Annotated in this window: 22 protein-coding genes; 7 read left to right on the top strand and 15 right to left on the bottom strand. The window is 39.0% G+C overall.

All coding sequences use genetic code 11. The features are described 5' to 3' along the window. Window positions 1-28: 28 nt before the first annotated feature. Window positions 29-1,699: a GGDEF domain-containing protein gene (locus PVK79_RS05085; RefSeq protein WP_274804054.1), complete on the top strand. Its 1,671-nt coding sequence runs from the start codon at window positions 29-31 to the stop codon at window positions 1,697-1,699. A gap of 445 nt (window positions 1,700-2,144) precedes the next feature. On the opposite strand, the gene istB is transcribed toward PVK79_RS05085, so the two are convergent. Then, window positions 2,145-2,918 carry an IS21-like element helper ATPase IstB gene (gene istB / locus PVK79_RS05080; protein WP_182762799.1) on the bottom strand — a complete coding sequence of 258 codons (774 nt, stop codon included), beginning with the start codon at window positions 2,916-2,918 and terminating at the stop codon, window positions 2,145-2,147. Continuing rightward, window positions 2,915-3,949 (bottom strand): IS21 family transposase, encoded by a 1,035-nt coding sequence (gene istA, locus PVK79_RS05075; RefSeq protein ID WP_182762801.1) that lies wholly within the window; start codon window positions 3,947-3,949, stop codon window positions 2,915-2,917. Before istA ends, istB begins: the two co-directional genes overlap by 4 nt. A 434-nt stretch (window positions 3,950-4,383) precedes the next feature. Between istA and PVK79_RS05070 the strand changes: the two genes are divergently transcribed. After that, window positions 4,384-5,226: a hypothetical protein gene (locus PVK79_RS05070; RefSeq protein WP_257325430.1), complete on the top strand. Its 843-nt coding sequence runs from the start codon at window positions 4,384-4,386 to the stop codon at window positions 5,224-5,226. A gap of 108 nt (window positions 5,227-5,334) precedes the next feature. On the opposite strand, the gene PVK79_RS05065 is transcribed toward PVK79_RS05070, so the two are convergent. The 3 genes from PVK79_RS05065 to PVK79_RS05055 all read right to left on the bottom strand — a co-directional run bounded on the left by PVK79_RS05065 (window position 5,335) and on the right by PVK79_RS05055 (window position 7,398). Beyond that, on the bottom strand, window positions 5,335-5,976 hold the full coding sequence (locus PVK79_RS05065; RefSeq protein WP_257325429.1) for a GNAT family N-acetyltransferase: 642 nt from the start codon (window positions 5,974-5,976) through the stop codon (window positions 5,335-5,337). 32 nt (window positions 5,977-6,008) lie between these two features. Beyond that, on the bottom strand, window positions 6,009-6,356 hold the full coding sequence (locus tag PVK79_RS05060) for a hypothetical protein (protein ID WP_257325428.1): 348 nt from the start codon (window positions 6,354-6,356) through the stop codon (window positions 6,009-6,011). A 568-nt stretch (window positions 6,357-6,924) separates the two neighbouring features. Then, window positions 6,925-7,398, bottom strand: a complete 474-nt coding sequence (locus PVK79_RS05055) for a VOC family protein (RefSeq protein ID WP_145237712.1) — start codon at window positions 7,396-7,398, stop codon at window positions 6,925-6,927. 190 nt (window positions 7,399-7,588) lie between these two features. Between PVK79_RS05055 and PVK79_RS05050 the strand changes: the two genes are divergently transcribed. Next, window positions 7,589-8,200, top strand: coding sequence for an SDR family oxidoreductase (locus PVK79_RS05050; RefSeq protein WP_182731851.1), 612 nt, complete (start codon window positions 7,589-7,591; stop codon window positions 8,198-8,200). A 192-nt stretch (window positions 8,201-8,392) separates the two neighbouring features. On the opposite strand, the gene PVK79_RS05045 is transcribed toward PVK79_RS05050, so the two are convergent. Beyond that, window positions 8,393-10,129: a DUF4153 domain-containing protein gene (locus tag PVK79_RS05045; protein WP_257325427.1), complete on the bottom strand. Its 1,737-nt coding sequence runs from the start codon at window positions 10,127-10,129 to the stop codon at window positions 8,393-8,395. Window positions 10,130-10,187: 58 nt separating this feature from the next. Next, window positions 10,188-10,886: a tRNA1(Val) (adenine(37)-N6)-methyltransferase gene (locus tag PVK79_RS05040; protein ID WP_145237721.1), complete on the bottom strand. Its 699-nt coding sequence runs from the start codon at window positions 10,884-10,886 to the stop codon at window positions 10,188-10,190. Window positions 10,887-10,962: 76 nt separating this feature from the next. On the opposite strand from PVK79_RS05040, the gene srmB reads away from it, so the two are divergent. Next, on the top strand, window positions 10,963-12,195 hold the full coding sequence (gene srmB / locus PVK79_RS05035; protein WP_145237725.1) for an ATP-dependent RNA helicase SrmB: 1,233 nt from the start codon (window positions 10,963-10,965) through the stop codon (window positions 12,193-12,195). Between the two features lie 89 nt (window positions 12,196-12,284). Here the strand turns inward: srmB and PVK79_RS05025 are convergent, their stop codons facing one another. After that, the gene (locus PVK79_RS05025) at window positions 12,285-14,363 is read right to left on the bottom strand and encodes a S8 family serine peptidase (protein WP_338052621.1); all 2,079 of its coding nucleotides are present in this window, start codon (window positions 14,361-14,363) and stop codon (window positions 12,285-12,287) included. A 469-nt stretch (window positions 14,364-14,832) separates the two neighbouring features. Between PVK79_RS05025 and PVK79_RS05020 the strand changes: the two genes are divergently transcribed. Next, window positions 14,833-15,156 (top strand): BON domain-containing protein, encoded by a 324-nt coding sequence (locus tag PVK79_RS05020; protein ID WP_182759996.1) that lies wholly within the window; start codon window positions 14,833-14,835, stop codon window positions 15,154-15,156. 241 nt (window positions 15,157-15,397) lie between these two features. Here PVK79_RS05020 and PVK79_RS05015 read toward each other — a convergent pair whose 3' ends face one another. The 7 genes from PVK79_RS05015 to yaaA all read right to left on the bottom strand — a co-directional run bounded on the left by PVK79_RS05015 (window position 15,398) and on the right by yaaA (window position 21,582). Further along, window positions 15,398-15,589, bottom strand: coding sequence for a hypothetical protein (locus PVK79_RS05015; RefSeq protein ID WP_145237732.1), 192 nt, complete (start codon window positions 15,587-15,589; stop codon window positions 15,398-15,400). Window positions 15,590-15,690: 101 nt separating this feature from the next. Continuing rightward, window positions 15,691-16,083: a hypothetical protein gene (locus PVK79_RS05010; RefSeq protein WP_182731847.1), complete on the bottom strand. Its 393-nt coding sequence runs from the start codon at window positions 16,081-16,083 to the stop codon at window positions 15,691-15,693. 423 nt (window positions 16,084-16,506) lie between these two features. Beyond that, window positions 16,507-18,516, bottom strand: a complete 2,010-nt coding sequence (locus PVK79_RS05005; RefSeq protein WP_257325426.1) for an alpha-amylase — start codon at window positions 18,514-18,516, stop codon at window positions 16,507-16,509. A gap of 298 nt (window positions 18,517-18,814) precedes the next feature. Beyond that, window positions 18,815-19,009: a DUF1289 domain-containing protein gene (locus PVK79_RS05000; protein ID WP_145242920.1), complete on the bottom strand. Its 195-nt coding sequence runs from the start codon at window positions 19,007-19,009 to the stop codon at window positions 18,815-18,817. A 109-nt stretch (window positions 19,010-19,118) separates the two neighbouring features. Beyond that, window positions 19,119-19,598 carry a DUF2059 domain-containing protein gene (locus PVK79_RS04995; protein WP_182758768.1) on the bottom strand — a complete coding sequence of 160 codons (480 nt, stop codon included), beginning with the start codon at window positions 19,596-19,598 and terminating at the stop codon, window positions 19,119-19,121. 189 nt (window positions 19,599-19,787) lie between these two features. After that, window positions 19,788-20,702: a mechanosensitive ion channel family protein gene (locus PVK79_RS04990; protein ID WP_145242916.1), complete on the bottom strand. Its 915-nt coding sequence runs from the start codon at window positions 20,700-20,702 to the stop codon at window positions 19,788-19,790. A gap of 100 nt (window positions 20,703-20,802) precedes the next feature. Beyond that, a complete protein-coding gene (gene yaaA / locus PVK79_RS04985) occupies window positions 20,803-21,582 on the bottom strand; it encodes a peroxide stress protein YaaA (protein ID WP_149983400.1) in 780 nt (259 codons plus the stop codon). A gap of 250 nt (window positions 21,583-21,832) precedes the next feature. Here yaaA and tal point away from each other — a divergent pair, with 250 nt between their 5' ends. Continuing rightward, window positions 21,833-22,783, top strand: coding sequence for a transaldolase (tal, locus tag PVK79_RS04980; protein ID WP_182759993.1), 951 nt, complete (start codon window positions 21,833-21,835; stop codon window positions 22,781-22,783). Window positions 22,784-22,960: 177 nt separating this feature from the next. Further along, on the top strand, window positions 22,961-23,149 hold the full coding sequence (locus tag PVK79_RS04975) for a DUF3545 family protein (RefSeq protein ID WP_145242910.1): 189 nt from the start codon (window positions 22,961-22,963) through the stop codon (window positions 23,147-23,149). Window positions 23,150-23,253: the final 104 nt, after the last annotated feature.

Here is a 23,253-nt window from a genome sequence, read left to right as displayed (position 1 = left end):
TTACACGGATAAATAGGCTAAGCATTTTATGTTCGGAGGCTTTGATACTTTTCGAAAGCGCATTACTTTATTATCTGGAGGACTGCTGCTTTCTCTAAGTTTTGTGCTAATTACCTCTTTTTACCAACTTACTTCTACTCGTCTTTCAAATGCTAGCGGTGAATCGCTAGTAAATCTAAGTCAATCTATTTCAAATATGCTGTCGGCTAATCTCATGGAGCGTGAGCGAGAAGTTCTTTTGCTTAGCACGCGATCCTCTTTGTATGAAAATCAAGATTTGAGCGCTTTGCAGTATGCTATTGATCAAATTAAAAGCTCCTATAAAGACTACGCTTGGATTGGTTTCGCTGATGTTGAAGGTGCGGTATTAGCATCAAGTAATGGCGTATTGAAAGGGGCTGATGTCAGTCAGCGACCTTGGTTTATTCATGGTCGATCGGGACCTTTTGTAGGTGATGTGCATAAGGCGTTATTACTTGAAAGCTTGCTACCTAAGCCGAAAGACGGTGCGCCAATTCGCTTTGTCGATTTTGCTGCTCCTGTCATAGGTCAAAATGGTGAGTTGAAAGGTGTGGTTGCCACTCATGCTGATTGGGCTTGGGTTAGAGAGGTTTTATTATCTTCCTTGACTGACGTTTCGAAAAGAAAAGGGATCGATATCTTTATTATCGATAATGAGCACAGTGTTTTATATCCAGATAATCATTTTCCTAACAATATTGAAGTACCAAAAGTACTGCCTAAAGATGGGCAATTTAAATCTTTGCTTTGGCAAGATGACAAAGAATACCTGACCAGTTTAGTCTCTGTACGCTCTCCAGAATCAACGAATCTTGGTTGGCAAATCGTCGTACGTCAGCCATTGTCTATTGCTATGTCAGCAGTAAAAGAAGTTCATAAATTACTACTTTTTTTTGGTGTGTTTGCGACCTTACTTTGTATGTTACTGGCCTATAAATTTGCTAGTACATTAAGTCGCCCATTGGAACGGTTAGCGCTCACGGCAAAAAGTATTCAGCAAGGAAATCGAAAGGCCACCTTCCAAGATGACAGTCAATTGAGTGAGGTGCTTAGCTTAAGTCGTTCACTACAGGAAATGATGTCTTCCTTGTTGGAGAGAGAGCAGTCTTTAATGCAAATGAATGTTACGTTAGAAACCAAGGTACGTACTCGTACGGCTGAGTTAGAAGCAAGTAATCGATCCCTAGAAGCTATCGCTCGACAAGATCCGTTAACCCATAGCTATAACCGATTGGCATTAGACGAAGCCCTGCTTGATGAATATCGTTTAGCGCAAGAGTCGAACCATCCGTTAGCCGTTATTATGGTAGATGCGGATCATTTTAAAAGAGTGAATGACAATTATGGCCACACTGTTGGAGATATCGTGCTTCAAAAAATGGCCAAATTACTTGCTGTACAAGTTGGTGTCAAAGGCATGGTTGCTCGTTTTGGTGGCGAAGAGTTTACCGTGTTGTTACCAAATACAAGTGCTCTGGAAGCGCAAAGCGTTGCCGATACGTTACGTGAAGAACTTGAAAAAGAAGAGATGATCGATGATCTTTATGTTACGGCTAGTTTTGGTGTTGCCATGTATGAAATAGGCGATTGTCATTATGAACAAGTGCTTAAACGTGCCGATGCGGCTCTATACAAAGCTAAAGAGCAAGGCCGAAATCGAGTTGTAGTAAGCGACTAATAGAGTTGTTTGTATACAAGTTCCAAACAGCCAATGGGTGACCCATTAGAAAGGCCTACTAATTTCTGTCCTACCTCAATTTGAAGCCGAGCCAATGCCGGTGTCTTTACTCTATTCATCACGAAGACAACCAACCAAACGCCTAACTGTATTTATGGATTGGCTGCAATCAATAACCCTAGCAAGGTTATAAAAGTCACAGCGCTTTGGGTCACGTTATTGAACACATCTATTGTGAAAACCGCCTTGTACTTATTCCAAAAAAGTTCACTTGAAAATATTTTAATAACTAAATTTTTTACATAGACTCACTCTCAATATAATTCACTGCTTCCCAGTTAAGGGCACTATGAAATATAAACAGCATTTTTGAAATCTTGATGGTTATCGCTCATGTCAACAACAACCGAAAAGTGATCCACTCCACCATTTGAATAATGATCCACTATTTATTAAGGTTTTCCATTAATCCGGCTTGTTTCTTTTCTTTGATCCTATAACTTTCCCCCTTAATTTGAACAATATGTGAGTGGTGTAAAATTCTATCTAACATCGCTGATGTTAACGCTGTGTCATTCGCAAAAATGCTCCCCCATTGTCCAAATGGGAGGTTACTGGTGAGTATGACCGCTCCTTTTTCATAACGCTTTGCAATGACATCAAACAATAATTTAGATTCCTGAGCACTAAACGGTAAATAGCCTATTTCATCAATTATTAGTAGCCTGGGTGCCAGAACTGAGCGCTGCATCACTTGTTTATACTTATCTTGACGTTGCGCTGTGGTTAATTGCAATATTAAATCAGACGCGCTAATAAAGCGGGTTTTTAAGCCTGCTTGCACTGCCTTGTAACCTAGCGCACTGGCAATATGTGTTTTGCCTACACCTGATGGCCCGAGCAGAACGACGTTTTCTTTTCGTTCAATAAACGAGAGTGTGGCAAGCTCGTTAACTTGTTTTTTGGGCACACCGGTGGCAAACGTAAAGTCAAACTCCTCAAGCGATTTTAATGACGCAAATCCAGCCATACGCGTAAACATAACCTGTTTACGTTGGTGCCGGTACGCCTGCTCACCTTGCAGTACGCGCTCTAAGAACTGTAAATAATCCCATTCCTCTTTTGCTGCTTGCTGCGCTAGCGCTGTTGCATTTGTTTCAACACCGGCGAGTTGCAGCTCCTCCGTTAGTTCATGTAAGCGTGCGAGTTGCAAGTTCATAGTGCCTCCGAGAATTGCGCGTAAATGTTTAAGTCATGATGTAACGGGTGAGTCTCGAAGGACATATCAAATACAGGTATAGCCACTTCTGCCGGCTGTGGTGGTGCAACAGGTTGGAGCGGGGGTAAAGGTTGTAGGTACGCTTGCTCTTCTTTTAATCTATCTGCGGGCTTTACTTTTATTGTGTCGTGAATGCGCTGGTTAGCCACTGTGTTCAACCAGTTAATGACTTCAACATTGGCTGTTTCAACGTCCAAAGTAAGTTCAAGGGCAAATAATTTAGTGGCTAATGGCTGATAAAAGTTATCGCGCACATAGCGCACCATTCGCTCTACTTTCCCTTTTGTTTGTGGGCGGTAGGGTTTACAGAGCTTTGGAATGAACCCCATTTCTTTACTAAATTGATAAAAGCATTGATTAAAGCGATGTTTGCCTTCACCGTAAGCATCACGCTCTATTACCACTGTTTTCATATTGTCATACCACACTTGCTGTGGAATGCCTTGGAAATACTCAAAGGCTTGGCGATGACACGCTTCGAGTGTTTCATAGCGCATGTTATCAGTGATTGCGACAAACAATGCACGGCTGAAGCCTAAAACAGCGACAAAGGCGTGCAGTGGTGATTTCCCACCTCGCATTTGGCCCCAATCAACTTGCATTTGTTTGCCCGCTTCTGTTTCAAAGCGAATAATGGGTTGGGGTTCAACGCTACCTCGATATTGATACAAGTACTGGCGTAGTAACGATATTTCTCCGGTATAGCCTTGCTCTTTAATTTCTCTGAGTAAAACAACGGCTGATAAATGTATTGGAGCGGCTTTAGCTAATCGAGAATGTAAATACGGTTTAAATGCCTCTAATTTTGAAATACCCGTTTTACGAGTAGCATAATGCGGCTCGTCAAAGTCACCTTGAAGGTATTTTTTAACGGTGTTGCGCGATATGCCCAATTGTTTAGCGATGGCTCGTTGAGACATGCCTTGCATGGCTAAGACTTTTATTTTCATGAACTCTTCTTTTGAAATCATGGTGCTTATCCAAAAGCACCAGTGTTAAGTTAACTGGATCAGATTTCAATTGTTGAAGTGGATCATTTTTGCATTGCTGGTAACAGCTCACAGCCGTAATATCGGCAAAGTGCCATGAGCAGACGTTAATGAATCGTGATATATGACGTTAAGATTTAAATGTTTAGACTTTTTTACTTATCTTTTTCGATGTTTTTAGTGAGTGCAGCATACAATTGCGGCATAGCTCCTTCGCGGTTTGGTAAAAGGCACTTGTCTGGGTTGTATATGTTTAGATTATCAGTTATGGCTATACCATATAAAAGTAAGCGAGTTATCTGCGCGTTCAATAATTTGTTGAACCTTTAAAATTGAGCTTATTTATAATACACCGTTCTTGGTTTTTTCGTATTTTATGAATATAGTGGTTCAAAATATAGTTCAAGGGACCTGGTGTGGAAACGTTTAAAAGAATTCTAAAGTGGCTGATTAGTGATTGGATTAAAGTTCAAGAGGATAAAGCCCTTCACGAAAATAGACTCTTTTGGTTGGTTGTTTTAGCTCCGTTAGTATTTATTGCATGGATTGTTTATAGGTTGACTGAGGAGTTAATCACGAAAGGTCTATATAACCCCAACGTTAGCTCTGAGTCATTAGCTAACTTTGCTCTTTATTATGCTTTCCCTATTACGCTACTGACAGTGCCACTAACTTTGGCTGTAATGATTAACAGGTTTCACTCTTCTAAACAAAAAGCAAAAAGTAATCTTTTGGTTGAACAGAACAACGCTGCAAATAATTATTTTAATCATTTTGACAGCTATAACGAATATATAAAAAAGCTAGAGAACGAAGATTCTATATCTACTTTTAAAGTAAAAATATCACCTCAAATATCTTATGCAATTTTTTTTAAATCATCTTCGATTAATTCACCTTGCTTTTTAATATCATTATCAATTATCGATGAGTTTATTAAACAGATTGATGATGAAGTTAAGAAGTACAAAATTTATTTGTCTAATGAAGTAAAAGGTACATACACAATTCAGTTTAAACTAGCCGGTTTTAGTCATCGAAATTGGGGGGTAAATAATGATAACGATGTTATTACTCTAATGAATACTTATTACTCCCTTTTCCAACAAATTACAGAATTTCATGGAGCAACAAACTCAAGTGAAGCCAACCTTTATTTAGAATCGAAGTATGATGAAATATTCAGGAGTCACTTTAAGTATGATTCTGGGTGGAAATTAAAACCTCTTGAGAAAACTGTTTTAGATACTATTTTGTAATGTGGCTGAATATCGATCCAAGCCGAACTTCGCCAAAGTGCCATGAGCGGACAGTGCGAACAACGCCCAAAGCAGCGGCGCGTTTACGCGTCCGACTGCCTTTGCTTGTTAAATGCATTTACGCTCCATAGGTATACTCATACCATGTTCAAGAGCGTCTTTTGAAAAATTGTTGTTCTCAATATTAAAGCCATGCGATTCAAAATATTTAATTTGATGATCTGAGGCGGCCGACAGCGTAATTTTCGCAATACTATTCTTCTTACCGTAGGCAATGATATTCTTTAGTAATTTAGCAAACAGGCCGAGACTACGATATTCATGAAAATGATGCTTTTTCTCATTCTCTGGTACTGGTTCATATGGATTACTGAATTCAACATCCGAGATATGTAAGTTATTTGGATAAACTCTAGCAAGAAAAAATTGACCACAAATTTTATTTTCTAGTTCAGGATCTTGTACCTTGGCATGCACTAGCATTATGTCTTGAAGAACTTTTCTTTTCATAACCTTCTCAACTTCTCTGAAAAGAAATGGGTTCCCGTTATCAAAGTGCTCACTTAACTTGCGTGGGTTAACTTTAGCTCCTGACTCAACATAATGCATCCAAGCGTTACCACCGATTTCACATAAGCAATTCGGTTCAAGTTTGGCAATAGTGTCTATGTCTTTCATGAAGTAGTATTCGACGCTGACTTCAGCTTCAAACTTTTCTTGTAACTCTTCGACTGGATATATCTCTTCCATGCTTACTCAATCTCCTAGCATTTAACGCCTTGTTAAATTTCTTTTGGCCCTTTGCTCATATTTGCTTCAAGTAGTTTTAGAATGAACTCTGAGTCAACATTATTTTCGTCAACAGCCTCTACAAATTGTGCATCCTCATCTCCTTTATTCGCTAAAGATATACCAACTTCGCCAGGTCTAGCGTCTGCTAAAACGAGTAAAATAATTCTCCCTGAATGAACACATGTTAAACGAACGGCATCAGCTTCCGCACCTTCAACATGCCGAAGCTTTTCAGATAGTAATTCAACTGACATCGCAGCTCTCTCATAACTTTTTAGGAAATAGTCTTGTGCAGCTAAGGATGAATTATGGATTGTAGCTAAAGAGTTTGATGCCATTTAATACTCCTTTATTGACTGAAATTTAACATTTTAGTATTTATGCGACACGCAGTTTGTGTTACATAATCGCTTGTTGGACTGAGGCGCTACCTGCTCTGTGTGTCAAAGTTGGTGTTGTTTATGCTATGGGAATTTGCTTTTTAGAGGCTCTAGCTAAATCAGCTAATTTAATAATAAGCTTACCTATTATAATTTAAGCTTTCCCTGCGTTGCTCAGCGTTTATTATCTGTTCATTAAACCTAATATTTAACCGTTAAGCAAGGATATTTTTCGCCCGCACAGCCAATATTAGCCTGAAGCAATTAAGCAGGTTAACTCATTGATTTGATGCAGCAAGCAAGGTTGCTAACTCGTTCGCGCAATTTTCTTTGTCACCACAATTATACTATTCATCATAACAGTAAATGGCAAGATGCCAATTAACAGTGAGGGCTATGGATAAATCAACTGTGATGTCATGCGTCACCATTTTTGTGACTGGCTGCTTCTCGCTCATAGCTGTCTTTCAGATGAAATATAAACCTATTTTTCAAAACTATGAGATCAGATATCAGCCACTGTAATTTATGCGTCTTCTTCTTTACTGATCAGATCAACCATGCGTTGACTAATCTCGTCATCGCTGAGGTCTTCTTTATGAGTGCCTATTGTCCATACATGGCCAAATGGGTCTTGTAATGTACCGGCCCTATCACCGTAAAATTGGTCATGTACTGGGCGTATTTCTTTACCACCTAAGGCAACCGCATTAGCAAATACGGCATCTACATCTGCAACGTAAAGCATTAAGCTCACAGGCGTTCCGCCAAGCTCATCAGGGCTTTTAAAATGCGCTTCAGGGCACATATCTGAAAGCATAATATGCGAATCACCAATTTTAATTTCTGCGTGAGCAATGCCGCCATCTGGCAGCGGCATTTGCATAATGAGCTGGGCATTAAATACCTTCTCATAATACTCTATTGCTTTTGCTGCGCCGTTAATTATCAAGTAAGGAGTAATTGCATGATACCCCTTTGGTATTGCTGAAACCGTCATTTTACGCTCCAAATGTGTGACCTTATTAAATAAAGGTTAGTCGATATCAGCTGAAAGTCAGCTTTACAAAAATGAAAACTAAATACTCTGGTTTAAGTAATAAAGTGGTTCTAGCCCTTTAAAAATAAATATCTCCCCCAAGGTCTATAAACACAGTGAGCAATTTAGCTATTTTTTGAAGGAGTTAATGATGAGCAAAACATTAATCATAGGCGCAAGTGGCCAGATTGGTAAAATAACGACACAGTTACTACTTAATGATCAGCATCAGGTTGTCGCTCTCGTACGTGATAAAAATAAGTTAAGCGATTTAAATAGTCCCTACCTCAGCGTGACCGAGCAAGATCTCGAGGGTGACTTTAGCCAAGCATTTGCCGGCTGCGAACAGGTAATTTTTGTTGCCGGTTCTGGCGGAAATACCGGCGATGATAAAACATTATTAATTGATTTATGGGCTGCGGTTAAAGCCGTAAATTATGCAAAGCAATATGATATAAAAAACTTTATTATGGTCAGTTCAATTGGCGCAGATGATCCTGATGCAACAGAAAGCGATTTAAAACCTTACTTAGTTGCTAAACATATGGCTGACGAACATCTAATCAATAGCGGCCTAAATTATACTATTGTACGCCCAGGTTCACTTACCAACGACAGTGCTTCATTGCAAATCACCACACAACGGCCAAGTGAACGTAAAGATGCAAAAGTCAGCCGTGAAAACGTGGCAAATGCCTTGTTGCAAGTGGTAAAAACGGCTCCTGGTGACAACCGAATATTTGAGTTATTTGATGCCAATTAAAGCCTGTATCTGGCTGTAATTACAGAAATACCAGGAGCTATAGCAGAATAATTTTCTGTATGCTCCTGCTGTTACTTAGCCTAACAATATTTATTAGTTTGGTGATTCAATGTATTACGCTAAACGTTATAGCGTTGAACTTTATATTGAATTACCAACTAATATTTTGAACACTCTGACCTTAAACCCTGTTTAGTAATCAATATTACTCCTGACTTTAAACAGCACATCGCCAATTTTCAAATCATTATATTTGGGTTGTGCAACCTCAATGTTATCTGCATCAATCAGTGTTTTTAGTAATTTAATTTGCTCGGGATTATCGATAGTCATGTATTTTGATTGCCATTGAGTGCCATCATGCAACCACAGATTAGCTTCAGTAGAGTGATTCGATTCATCTATAAATACATAATCGAGTTGTTCATCTTGGTTTAAATCTATGGCGATAAAATAAAATGAATGACTTTTAAGCGGTGTCCAGCGGTTGAAATGTAAGCTCTCGAATACAGCCTGAATTAACTCATCCGAAAACACCTGCTGCCTAGGCCAAAACGTCGAGTGCGTAACAAACTCTGTTATTGATGTTTGCTCGGCTAAAGCCTCAAACTCTGGATTATCTGAGTTGACATACATTCGCTCAATGATCATTGCTTGCTCTGGATGAGTACTCTGAATTTGCGCTTGTAACTTTTGCATTGCAAGATAGCCTTGGCGTCCTAAATTACTTGAGAAGTAATAATAATCAAATTCTTCAATACTCACGTCACCTTCATTTAAGCGCGCGATTTGACTCTCGGTAGATAAACGCTGAAAATTCAAAACTGGCGAGTTCACTAGTAGCATAAATATTAAAATCACCACTCCCATCACAATATTAACTTTGCTTTGCACTTGTTGCCATGCATCGCGCTTTTTAACGATCCCGACTAAATACCCAAATGAAAAACACGCAAGTAAAAGACACACTAAAATAGCCCAGCAGCGACCCACCGTGATCCCGTATTGTTCAACTCTAAGCCAAATGCCATAAGCGGCAATCACACTGTAAATTGGTAATAAAGCAATACCAAAAAATACTAACCTATGTATTACAATTTTATAAGGTCGCTGATCAGCAGCGTATTGATAAACCGTATTCACAAAAAATAAAGTGAGTACCTGTAACCATAAAACTAACGAGCTACCACTGCCTGTTTGCCATAATTTATCTAGCCCCGTAAACGGTAGCGTCGCTAAAAAGCCTAAAGAAATAACCGTAAGTACTGGCAGTAAAAACTTAATCAAGGTTTGCAATAAAAATGAGATGTTATCTTCTATATGCATAACCCCTCTAAAGATCACCGTGGCAAAACCGAACGCTAAGGTTAAAGTTGGGATCCAAAACCAGTCTTTTTTGAGTAGCTCAGAGAAAAATGTAATCTCTAACGCATTAAATAGCGCCGCTCCTAACTGCAAAATTCCCCAGAAAATTAAAACGAATAACCAACACTCTGCAAACAAAATAAAGTTACGCCATGAGAGCTTGACTAATTGGCTATAACTAATTGCTTCATTACCAATCAGTTGTTGGATATACATAAGTGCTTTAAAGCTGGCAATTAAGGCTGTGAATATAAAAATGGCCGTTAAAGCATCGTTATTAACCAGCGCAATAGGGTATTGCTGAGCACCAATATAAGCACCAAGGAGTGATAACAACAGACTAAATGGTAACAAGTAACTAAGCAGTTTTTTAATATTAGCTTGCTCTACAGCAAGTAAAGTCAGTAGCACAAAACTAATGGTAAAAGTAACTAAAGAAAACAACCAAACTGGCTCTGTCGCAGGCCATAGCTGATTTTCAACACTGCGATATAACAAAGTAAGAATAATGCCTTGCACTAAGGAAAGTACAAAAATAAAAGGTTTAGGTAGTTGATTATCCATATCTATCACTCAGGTTTTTCATCAGTGTGCGATAAATGTACCTTTTATTCAATGATGATTACATTTTCAAGTAAAAGTCTTTACATAAAGCTATATACTCATCGCTATATTGAGCCCCTTGGCCATGAATCGTTAAGCTGGTCAGCTCGCATTCTTGCATCTGATAAGCAAAGCACATTAAGCTCCTGCTCGGCGCTTTAGTGGCAGTAGTTTGTACTAAACAATGGCGCACTAAATACAAACCTTGTAATTGCGCTTGTGCAATAAACAACTGCGCCTCAGGGCAAGGTAGGATCACATTTAAAAAAGCATTTTGGTGACTAAGGTGTTTGAATGCAGTGATTAACTCACTAAAACTTAAGCTATCTGTATGACGTGCGGTATTACGAGCTAAGTCCTGCCCTTTTAAACTGGCATTAAAATACGGAGGGTTACTGATCACAACATCAAACTCAGTTGTGGTGGTTACTTGCTGAATAGCTTTTTGCATCAGTGTAATATCTGGCCATGGGCTATTTGTAAAATTTTGCTGCGCATCAGCACATGCATTGGCATCAATTTCAACAGCATTAACCTGCATAGTTGGTTTGCGTTGCTTGCACATTAATGCCAACAACCCAGTACCTGTGCCAATATCAAGTAACCGCTGTGAAGTAGTTAAGTCAGCCCATGCACCGAGTAAAATTCCATCCGTCGAGACCTTCATCGCACTGCGCGTTTGCGCTACTTTAAATTGTTTAAACACAAAGCCTGACATTTTTTCACCTTTTCATTCACCAACTGGCGGATAGCGCGTATAATTACCAGCAATTGTCCTCTATTTTTGACACTCTATGCAATTTTCTGATTTTGATATTGATAACAAGATACTACAAGCCGTTGCTAAAATGGGTTACGAAACCCCAACTAGCATTCAACAACAAGCGATCCCTGAAGCGCTGCAAGGCCGTGATATTTTAGCCTCTGCACCAACCGGTACTGGTAAAACAGCGGCATTTTTGATCCCGGCGATTCAATACTTACTTGATTTCCCGCGTCGCGAGCCTGGTTTTGCCCGTGTTTTGATCATGACTCCAACGCGCGAGTTAGCTTATCAAATTCATGAACAGTGTGAACTACTTGCTAAAGGCACTAACCTTAAAATTGGTGTTGTTACTGGCGGTATTAACTACGGTACGCATAAAGAAATTTTTGAAAAAAATAACGATATATTAATCGCCACACCAGGGCGATTAATGGAATATTTAGAAACCGAAAACTTTCATGCCGAAAACGTCGAGATGCTTATTTTAGACGAAGCAGACCGCATGTTAGACATGGGCTTTCGTAAAGAAATGATGCGTATTTGTGAAGAAGCAAAAAATCGTCGTCAGTGCTTTTTATTCTCAGCCACTCTTGAAGGCGATAGCGTTGAACGATTTGCAGAGCAAATTTTAAAAGATCCAGCCCTATTAGAAGCTGAATCTTCACGTAAAGAAAAAGCTAAAATCCACCAATGGGTACACATTGCTGATGATTACAACCATAAATTAGCAATGTTGGTTGAAATACTAAACAGTGAAGACTTAAGCAAAGCTATTGTGTTTGTTAAAACCCGTGATCGCCTAGAAACATTAGTCGGCGAGCTGACCAATGCTGGGGTTCGCGCAGCCTGGTTACGTGGCGAGATGCCACAAGACAAACGCATGAAGGCAATGGAAAATTTCCACAGTGGCCGTACAAGAATATTAGTTGCGACTGATGTTGCCGCCCGCGGTATTGATGTGGCTGATATTAGTCATGTGATCAACTTTGATATGCCACGCACAGCAGACGTGTATGTTCACCGTATTGGCCGCACTGCTCGCGCAGGTAAGAAAGGCATTGCAATTTCGTTAGTAGAAGCCCATGACATTGCAGTATTAGCAAAAATTGAACGCTACATTGAGCTGCGCCTTAAACGCCGTGTTGTTAAAGGATTTGAGCCGCGTCATAAAGAAGCTAAAGCGCCAATCAAAAAACATAAAGATCCGGTAAAAATCAAAGCCCGTAAAAAGGCCAAAGCAAAAGCTAAGAAAAAGAAATAATTCATCTGCTTTGACGCTACATAAAAAGCCGAGACTTATGGGGTTACTTCATATTCATAGTCTCGGCTTTTTAGTTTAATTACCAACAGCTACTGACAAACTCCTAGGTCTTTCCAAACGGCCCATGCGCTGGAATTATCAGCAGGGTTTGCACCGCGTGTCCACCATTTCGCACTGTAGCGCTTACCATTATAGGCCACCTCTTCGCCAGCCGTGTATACAGCACTTGCACTCCAGTTCGATAAGTCTGTACAGCCAGTTTGTGTGCCATCTGTAACAGTTACTGTTTTAGTTAAGGTATGATTAAGTCCTTGGGCGTCACTTACCGTAAGTGCTACATCATAGGAACCTGCGGCTTGATAAGTATGATTGGGTGTTACGGTATTAGCGACACTGCCATCACCAAAAGTCCAATTATAGGTTGTAACAGCCACATCATCAGTCGATGCATTAGTGAAACTGACAGCCAACCCATTGACACTAAAATCAAAGTTCGCTTTAGGTGCTTGATTAACATCACCGTCATTTTGACAATTACCTTGACGCGACCAAACATTAGAATAAATCGCTGGACTTGCCCCCGTTGACCACCAAGTTGCTTTATATTTAACTTGGTTAAACTCAACCAAATCACCAACACGGTATGACTTTGCTGCATCCCAACTAGCTAAACCATCACAACCGCCAGGAGGATTCGATGAGATAGTCACAGTTTGACTACGCTGATTTGTTTGTCCTATGGTGTCAGTTACTTCTAAAAGGACTGTATAATTACCTTCTGCAGTATAAGTATGAATAGGGTTTTTAGTATTCGATGAATTGCCATCGCCAAAACTCCAACTATAACTGCTGATCCCTTTATCATCCGTAGAGGTATTATTGAAAGTAACCTGTTTATCATTTACGGTTGCACTAAAACTTGCAACTGGCACATTATCCATGCCACTACCACCACCGCAGTCAGATTGTGCTAAATAATCATAGGCATCTTTTGCTTTAACAATACCAAAACCGTATGAGGTATCCCGCCCTTGTGCGCCACGATCTTGCGCAGTGGTATTTAAAGCATCACGAATTTGTTGATTACTACAGTTTGGAAAGTGACTCCAGACTAATGCAGCTACACCAGATACATGCGGTGTTGCCATGGAAGTACCACTTATACTCTTATACCCGCCATTATTCCATGTTGAGTTAGTACCAACGCCTGGCGCTGCAATTTCAACCTGTGAATTATATTGTGAGAACGATGCCTTATTACCATTTCTATCAACTGCCGCCACAGATATAACCGCATCATAAGATGCAGGGTAACTTAACGAGCTATTCGCATCATTACCTGCAGCTGCAATATGCAACATACCTTGCGAATAGCTATTAGCAAAAGCTTGGCGCTCAGCATTAGATGATTGAGGCCCCCCCAAACTCATACTGGTCACTGTTGCCCCTGCGGCTTGACATTGACTGATAGCTGCAACAAGGTCAGAACCATATGCCCATCTTCCTTGGTCGTTAAATACCTTAACAATGTGTAAACCCAATTGGCCCGAAGAATTAACCCCAACAACACCCTGACCATTTCCACCTAACGCTGCAATAGTACCCGCAACATGTGTACCATGGCCGTTACCATCGTTATACCAATTACCTGTATCATTAGCGCCATAACCATCACTGCCAGTGACGCCTGTATTTGGTAAGTCAGGATGATTTAGTGTGTAGCCAGTATCCATAATACATACTTTTTGACTGCCAGTTAGGTTATCTGAAAGTTGTTGAGCTTGAACCATAGTAATACCATATGGGGTGCTTTCGGCCATTAAATAACGCTTTGGATCCACTTCTATACTGGCTACATCGCTACTTTGTAATAAACGAGCTTTTTGATCCGCCGTTAAAACCACCGCCATTGCGTTAATATCAGGCAAGCTTTGTAGTACTTCAACATTAGCTTGAGTAGCAACATCGCTCATCAAGCTTACTTTAATATTATTAATCTGCGCTTTACTTTGAGCAAACGCAGTATGTAGAGCAGTCGTTTGCTCAGATAAATGCACAATAAAACGCTCTGACTCTACTTGCTCAGCGATTGCAGAACCAGCTGTTGATAACAAAATAGCACTCGCTAATGCCGTTATTTTGAATGTTGGGGTTTTCGACGCTTTCATTTAAAAATCCTTGGATGTTAGTTTAAAGAGAATTGAATTAACAAATAATTCACATCAATTTAATAAAAACACCTAAAGACAACGCTGTCAATAAACCGAGTACAGTTGTTTATCCATAGAAAGTAGAGCAATTAATCTATTGTAATTAAAGAAAATATTTTTAATTAGATGGCTATACAGTAACTAAACCACATGCCTTTGATTTACTTGAGTTCAATGATTTTTGTAAAATAAATGTTACAGGTAGTTTTATATCATATTGTTCTAAAAAAACAAAAAAAGGAACAAATAAATCTAAAGTAATTAAAAATTACCGTATTTTTTACTCAGTTGAATGTAAAAAACTCCTAAATAGTTTACAAAAATTTTAAATTGTCAATATATTTCAATGACTTAATCTTGGAATGAATATTGTAACACTAGGGTTACTAGTCACTAAATAAATATAATAGACGTTATGGGAGGAATCATGAATCGCTTCAAATTAACTATGTCATTAGTATGCTGTATATTTTCACTCGCCTGCACAATACAAGTCAGTGCGGCCACCAGCACAATTATGATCAGCAGCGTTTCTCCTCAACCGACATTACAACAGACTATAATTCATAAACTGCGCAGCAATCCAAACCTACACCTCTCGCAACTACAAGTGCACGTTAATGGCAACAAAGTAGCCCTGTACGGTATAACCGAAACCGGCTTTGAACGCGCACTGGCACAAAAGTTTTTAGAAAATACCCAAGGTGTGGCAATTATTGAAAATAAAATGCAGGTTAAAGTAGCTAGATAGAAGATTAAAAATTGATTTGCAAGGCTCTACTATTTAAAGACAAGATAAGCATTACTGTGCTTGCTCAACATATAAAAACATCACCAACACACCGCAATGCACAATAAGGTATTTAATAGAAATAGAACTGCTTTGTTGTGTTATCGCTGGTGCAATTAAACTCACTGCTGAGTTTAATTGGCAATTTTATGCGTTTAACACAAATGTGAGAAACACTAATCTACAGATGAATTTTTATGATTTACTCAACTGCTTTAATTTTAACGATACCAAACTTAATGAGGCCAAAATATCCGATCTCGGCAGCTACCACTACAGGCAGAACTATTTTTAACCAATAGTTTGGTGAACCGTAAAACATCGCCAGTATAGTCACTGCAATAGATGAAATAATTAGGGCTGCAATACCGCCACTAACCTTATCAATTCGCACTGGCTCCTTACAATTTGAGCACTTTACTTTCAAGGGATTCATGGTGTTTAAAACTGCCATAAAAGAAATACTGGCACTACAATTATTACACTTACTCATTACTAACTCTCAGTTGGTTTAATAAAGAAATCTTTGGCATCGCTAAAATACAAAGCCCATGCAGCGAACAATGGATATATAGCTTTATTTATAATATTTGAAAATGAAAAAACAGCGTTACTTTCTAATGAAACGATAAGTGAATCACCCGCATATAAAAATACGTAAAGAAAAACTACAGAGAAAAACAAATGTAATCCTTTTGAATTTCTTTTAAATATTTGCCACATAGCAATTATTTGGATCGTAACAGCAATTGACCAAATAACTAAACTGATAATACCTAAAGTTGGGTCATCAGAAATAAACACCAGTAAAGCTGATGCGATAAAAGGCCAAAGACCATAACAAAAGAAACAAAGGATAACTGTTCCATAAACCATGATTTCTTTCATCCAGATACCTTAATTCCCTTTAAAATATATTGCCGCGCGCAACAGCGAACAAATCTACGCAGAGGAGTGATTGTCTAGCCCAAATGACATAGTTAACTAACTCATTGTATACAATTTAATAATGCCTAAGTAAGTTATATTAAACCACTCAACTTATAGCACTTATACATTATTTAAAAGCTAACGAGTATTTAGAATTACTCTTTCTATTCAAACATCAAAAAAGAACTAACTTTATTTACATTCAATCACTTAATCAAGCATTAATAGTAAATCGTAATTAGATAACTGTTTATCTAATTTGCAGATACGCAAAGTTACTAATGACCATAAAGCTCAAAATTCATTTTGGCAATAATAGTGACTTACAAATCCCAGCTAAACGCATACTTATGGTTTAGCTGGGATTTATCTGTAATAAAATTAGAAATTGCGTATTTCTACCGTTGAATTATTAAACTCAAATTTATTAATTTTGCCGCATTGAGCAACATGATTAGTACTAGCATAAGGGGGGTTTGCTTGCGCGATATTGCCCTCCCAGCCCTGACCATTTTTAATAAACGCTTTTACCTCAAACCATCCATTAACCGCTTTGCTGCAATCCATATCAACATCAAGCAGCCAATAATGTTCACCCCAAATATTCAGTGGTGTAACACCAAAGCCATCATTAGCAACGGTTTTTTCTGCTCCCCAAGTTGCTGGCCAAATATTAGTTGTCCAATCGGTTGCGGTCCCTTGCGCCTCACTACTTTGGCCCGTTTCAATACCATACCAATCTAGGTAATTATCGTTTGCTTTCCAAGGACTGGTAGTGGCACTTTGCAAATTATTATGGCGAATTGGCATAGCACATTCAAAGTTGCTTGTTTGGCAGTTACGCCCAAGATTTGTGTTCGCATAAACATGGTCAATCCCGCCGCGAATAAACATATCTTGGCCAGTTTGCGTTTGTGCGTTAATAAATATCACAGTTCGCTGCCAATCACTCTGAGGAGCAGGGGTTGAGTTAGTGGTTAACTTGGCATTTTTATGAATAGCCATTGCATCCCACGCGGCTACATTTAAGTTTATAGTGCCATTTGCATTAACAGTAATAACTTCACCAGTACAACTTGTTGCATCATTAGTCAGCGCTCCTTTTAGCACGTTACAGTATTGCCCTGGAGCCATATCTGTTTGCACGGTAGTATTGAGTGTTGAGCCTTCTTTATTAATGGCAACATGACCTGAACTTCCTCTACCAAAGGCTATTTGATTATTAGTATTATCCCACCAATTGGTTGTTGCCCAGTTATCAGCCGTATTATTTCTAAAATCTACGCCACCTGCAATGTATGCCCAACGATGCTCACATTGCCAATTACTCGCAAAGCATTCTAAATTACCGTTGTTATGCACAGGTACGCTTGGACCACCAGCATCTGTGTCACCATGATAGTCGTAACTAGACATTACTTTTGGATAACCATATGGGTAAGCCAACATAAATACGTTTGCTAAGTCATACAAGCGGCCATCTTCAAAGGTAATTACATTACCGGCACCACCATGACCGCGTTGATTATCATGATTATCTACAAATACTACAGCTGATGCACTTGGCATAAACCCCCACCCTTCACCAAAATTACTTAACCATGCGAGCGAGCCATTTCTAAAGGTATTGCCAAGTTCAGTGCTGTATTTAAATTCCGTAACTAAACCTGACGCTAAATACTCAGAGGCACCAACAGCCTCGCCACCTTGATCAATTACTTCTTGAAAGACCACTGGCGAGCCATTCACTTTCGCCATTAAACTTTGAATATCACTGGCTGCAACATGTTTAGAGGCATCAAACCGAAACCCCTTAACACCAATGGCTTGTAATTCATTAATGTAAGCCGCTAATGTGTTTTGGACATACGTTGCAGCGGTATCTAAATCTGCGAGTCCAACTAACTCACAGTTTTGTACTCGGTAACGATCGTTGCCGTAGTCAGAGCCATTAATGGTGCAACTGGTGTGAAAGTCTTGTGGGCTATAAATTGGGTATTGTTTATTACCATAGGTATTACCAGCGGTACCTGTACCACTGCCTGCAGCCATATGATTGATTAAAGTATCTACATAAATATCAACGCCAGCGGCATTACAGCGATTAACCATATCAATAAACTGCTCGCGGTTACCGCCTCGGCTTTGCAATAGGTAACTGACAGGTTGATAACGCGTCCACCATTGGCTGCCTTGTATATGTTCATTAGGCGGCGATACCTGTACCGCAGCATAGCCTTTAGGTCCTAGGTATTGTTCACATTCGAGGGCTACATCTTGCCAGTTCCATTCAAATAGATGGACGAATGTTGTTGGTGTTGCATTTGCAATCGACGTAGCACTTAGGGCAATGCTTAGCCCAATAGTGGTTACTATTTTTTTAATTTTCATTGTGTGTTCCGTTGTATTGTCAAGTAATAGGCATTCTATATTTACAAAGAATTAACAATAGAGAGGTTCTCACAAAATGAAAATTGAATACGTATGCAATCAAAAATTCAAAAACACCATCGATTATGGATGCTTAGCCAAATGCAGTGGTACGAGTATATCGCTAACTTATTCTTTGTGTGTGTTGGAGTGTTTATTAACGGGCAGTACAGAGCAGTAAAAACTAGTATACGGTTTTTATACTAATCTTGAAATTTGGGGTTAGCTTTTTCAGACTGCAGTTTGCTCTACAAAGTGATTATTTATGTTGCGCGTTTTTGCGATTTTGGCATTCATTAAGAACCTGCAGCTTTTGTGCAGGACTTGCACTGTGCCACGCGAGAATTTCATCAAGGGTTCTAAAGCAACCGATACAGGTATCGTTTTTATCCAAACAACAATGCCGAATACATGGGCTACTTGGTTCTTCATTGCTCACTTTAATGTTATTCATTAATTTTACCTTCGACTTTACTTATTAGACACTAGCCTTAGTTTTAGCTCGTGTCTAATAAGTGCAGTAGATAATCGGCTAGCGATAACTAAACTATGACCACTGCCTTTTACTTGTTTTGATGCTTCGCCATAAATGGTTGCAGTCTTTCAAGCAGTAGGCCTTGTTTTAACTGCCCTTCTTGCATACCTAACTGCGCACCTATTTGCATCAATTCTGGTGATTTAGCTAGAAACTTTTGCCCTGTGGGTGTTTCATAAAAGGCGGTTAACTCATTGATTTCTTTGTCAGTGAAATTCTCTGAGTAGACTTCAACCAATTCAGCTAAAATTGCTTGCTGATCAAAATCATACTTAAACCAATCTCGGTAAATATTTTTCAGCTCTTCTTTCGCCGCTGCATCCAATTTTAACTGTGCCGCCATTTGCTCAATAACCGGCAACATAGCTTCAAAACCACCGGTCATCTGCTTATCCATGTCCATTACTGAGAACATTCTTTCAACTGGGCTGGTTGCTTGCTCTTCTGCATAACTGAGGTTGGTTAATATTAATAGTGAAAACGCACATATTGATAGGAGTTTTTTCATTGTAATTTCCTTATACAGGGATAAATAAACATGCACTTATCTTACTCTTATTGTTGCTGTCTATCAGTAGAAAACTTAATACTGGTAAATATGCGCAAATCAACAACTGTATTACCAGCTGTAAATTTGTGTAAATTAGCACTATCAACAGGTAAATATTACCTGTTGATATAATAAGCCTAGAACCATTTATTGTTCTGAGTGCTGGCGCTTTTCAGTGATCATCGCATCGAGTTTTTCACCGCCTTTAATACCAAAATCAAGGGTGCGAATTGGGAATGGAATACTAATATCAGCGTCACTTAGCGCTTGTTTGACTGCCACAATTGCTTTATGGCGTACGGTCATAAAGTCTGCCTCGCCGGGGTATTTTATCCAAAACCACACCAGTAAGTTGACACTACTGTCGCCAAACCCTTCAGCATAAACAGCGGTTTCGTCTTGTTTAATTACAAAATCAAATTCATTGATTTTTTTAACTATCACCTCAGCTGCCAGCTCTGGGTCATCACCATATGAAATGCCCACCGGCACTTCAATGCGGCGTACACCTAAGGTACTGTAATTACGTAATACATTACGAAAAAGTATTTTGTTAGGCACTAAAATCAATTGCCCATAAAAGTTTTCGATGAGCGTGTTGCGCAAATTTATTGAGCGCACATTGCCAAACACATCATCGGTTTTTATAACATCGCCTGTTTTAAACGGTTTGCGAATACCCATAGCAATACCAGCGATTAGGTTCTCTGTCATATCTTGAAAGGCAAAACCAATTGCTAGACCAACAATCCCAGCACCAGCCAGTAATGACGTTACAGTGCCTTTTAGCCCTATAAAATCGAGGGCAACAAATAACCCAACACACAGTACTATCATCTTGAATATCGATGCCATTAAGTCTGCAATTTGTTGGGAGTCTAACGAGCGGCGTAAAACATTGCGCATCATCGAACCTAAAAAACGCGCGAGAATTGAGAAAACAATGGCGATGATCACCGCCACTATAAAATTAGGTATATGACTTATTACGACATCAAACCAGCCACCGAGTTTTTCTTCAATAAGTTTTTCGGCATCGCTGATAGAAGGTATTTTTAGCATTGCTTAACCTTGATTATTTTATAAATAGTGTCAGGTTATTGCAAAATAAGCGCCAAAACTAAAAAGCCATGCATTGCATGGCTTTTAAACAGATTAATAACTAGTTTTGTTCATCTCTTAGAAATACTGGCTCCAGCTCTTTTTGGGTCGCTTCGCTACTGTAGTAGTAACCATCAACAGTAAACTTTTTTAAATCGCTTAACTGGGTAACTTTATTCTCAATAATGTAGCGAGCCATCAAGCCGCGAGCTTTTTTAGCATAAAAGCTGATAATTTTATATTGGCCGTTTTTACAGTCTTTAAAGTGTGGAGTAATGATTTGCGCGTTTAAGGCTTTTTTATCAACCGCTTTAAAATACTCGTTTGATGCTAAATTTACTAGATATTGGCTATCTTGCTCAGCGAGTACGCTATTTAGTTTATCAGCAATAATACTGCCCCAAAATTCATAGAGGTTTTTACCACGGCTGTTATCAAGCTTAGTGCCCATTTCTAAGCGATACGCTTGCATTAAATCAAGTGGTTTTAATAACCCGTAAAGGCCTGACAAAATACGTAGATGACTTTGCGCGTAATCAAGTTGCCCGGCAGTTAAGCTGTTTGCATCTAAACCACCATATACATCGCCATTAAAAGCCATCACGGCTTGTTTAGCGTTGTCGGTAGTAAACGGTTGCGACCATTCACTAAAGCGCGCAGCATTAAGGCCTGCAAGCTTATCGCTAATTTTCATTAAACTGCCAATTTGTGCCGGCGTTAATTCGCGGCACACCGTCATCAACTCTTCGCTGTGCTCAAGTAACTCAGGTTGCGTGAATTTATCAGTGCTTGCTTGGCTCTCGAAATCTAAATTTTTTGCAGGTGAAATAACAGTGATCATAGTTAGCTATTGACTTGGAAATTATTTAATGTCAATTTCAACATTAAATGAAACGAAAAGCACGTTTTGTTTATATCAATTAGTTAGAATTGATTGGTATGATACCTACCTTATTAGCACAGCAAATTATGCTATGCACCTTCGTTCTTCACTGATACGGACATAAGACCTATTAAGCGCTGTCACAGTGCTGCAGTATAAGGTAGTTACAGTAGATTTTCTTTTAACTTGCTTGGAATGAGGAAAGCAAATGACTTCAGCTCTACAAAGGCTCAAACAACATTCATCTATCGTGGCCGACACTGGTGATATTGAAGCGATTAAAAAACACCAACCGGAAGATGCAACAACTAACCCTTCATTGCTATTAAAAGCCAGTGAAATTGAAGCCTATAAGCCGTATTTAGATAAAGCGTGGAGTTATGCTAAAGAAACCGAGCAAGACGCTGCTAAACAATTAGAACTAGCCTGTGACTACTTTGCTGTATTACTAGGTAAAGAGATCAGTGACATTGTGCCGGGTTATATTTCAACCGAAGTTGATGCACGTTTATCATTTGATACTAAAGCAACAATTGCTAAAGCACACACATTACTAAGCCTTTATGAAAAAGAAGGTGTGAGCAAAGATAAAATCTTAATCAAAGTTGCCTCAACGTGGGAAGGTATTAAAGCCGCAGAGCAACTTGAAAAAGAAGGTACTAAGTGTAACTTAACGCTGCTATTTAGTGATGCTCAAGCCCGTGCTTGTGCAGATGCTAACGTATTTTTGATTTCACCATTTGTTGGCCGTATTTTAGATTGGCACGTTGCTAACGGCTTAGAAAAACCAACCGATCCATTACAAGATCCAGGCGTGCAATCAGTACGCAGTATTTTTGAATTTTATAAGCGTCATGATTATAAAACGGTTGTTATGGGCGCAAGTTTCCGTAACACCGGTGAAATCATCGCACTAACTGGTTGCGATAAACTAACCATCAGTCCTAACCTTTTAGAAGAGCTAGGCAACCTTGAAGGTGCACAAGAGTATTTACTTGACAGTGATATTACTAAAGAGCCTAAACCTGCACCACTAACTGAAGCTCAGTTCCGTTGGTTACATAATCAAGATGCCATGGCGACAGAAAAACTAGCTGAAGGTATTCGTTCTTTTGCTGATGCACAAGAGCAACTAGAAGCGCGTTTTAAAGCAATGTAATCGCTTTTATCGTTTAAATTAAACGTCGCATTTGCGGCGTTTTTTTATGCCTGAAAATAATCTCTATTCATTAATTTATCACTTACCTGTAACATAAATGTCACTTTTTTATTCTATTTTAGTGTGGCCTGTGGTATAGGTATTTTCGAGGTTCAAAAAATTCAATAGGAGAAGTTCATGGATAGCCTAGACGATATTTTAGAGATATTAGAAGGTCCTGATACAACAAGAAAGACCTCTCAGAAAAATAAAAAGAGAAAATGGCGCGAAATCGAAGCTTTAAAAGACAAGCAACGTTTACGTAAAGAACTACAGGAACTAGACTTTTTTACAGACAATATTGCGATTGATGAATTAGATTTTTAATTTCGCAATAGCTACTAACCAACTAAAAGGCCCTTACCGATAAAGTAAGGGCCTTTGTTTATATCAGTTAACGTATATTCTGCGCAGGATAACCTAGCATCTAC

Origin of the sequence: Pseudoalteromonas rhizosphaerae (genome assembly GCF_028885455.1) — a bacterium.
Lineage (GTDB): Bacteria > Pseudomonadota > Gammaproteobacteria > Enterobacterales > Alteromonadaceae > Pseudoalteromonas > Pseudoalteromonas rhizosphaerae.
This window is presented reverse-complemented; position numbering and strand designations above follow the sequence as displayed.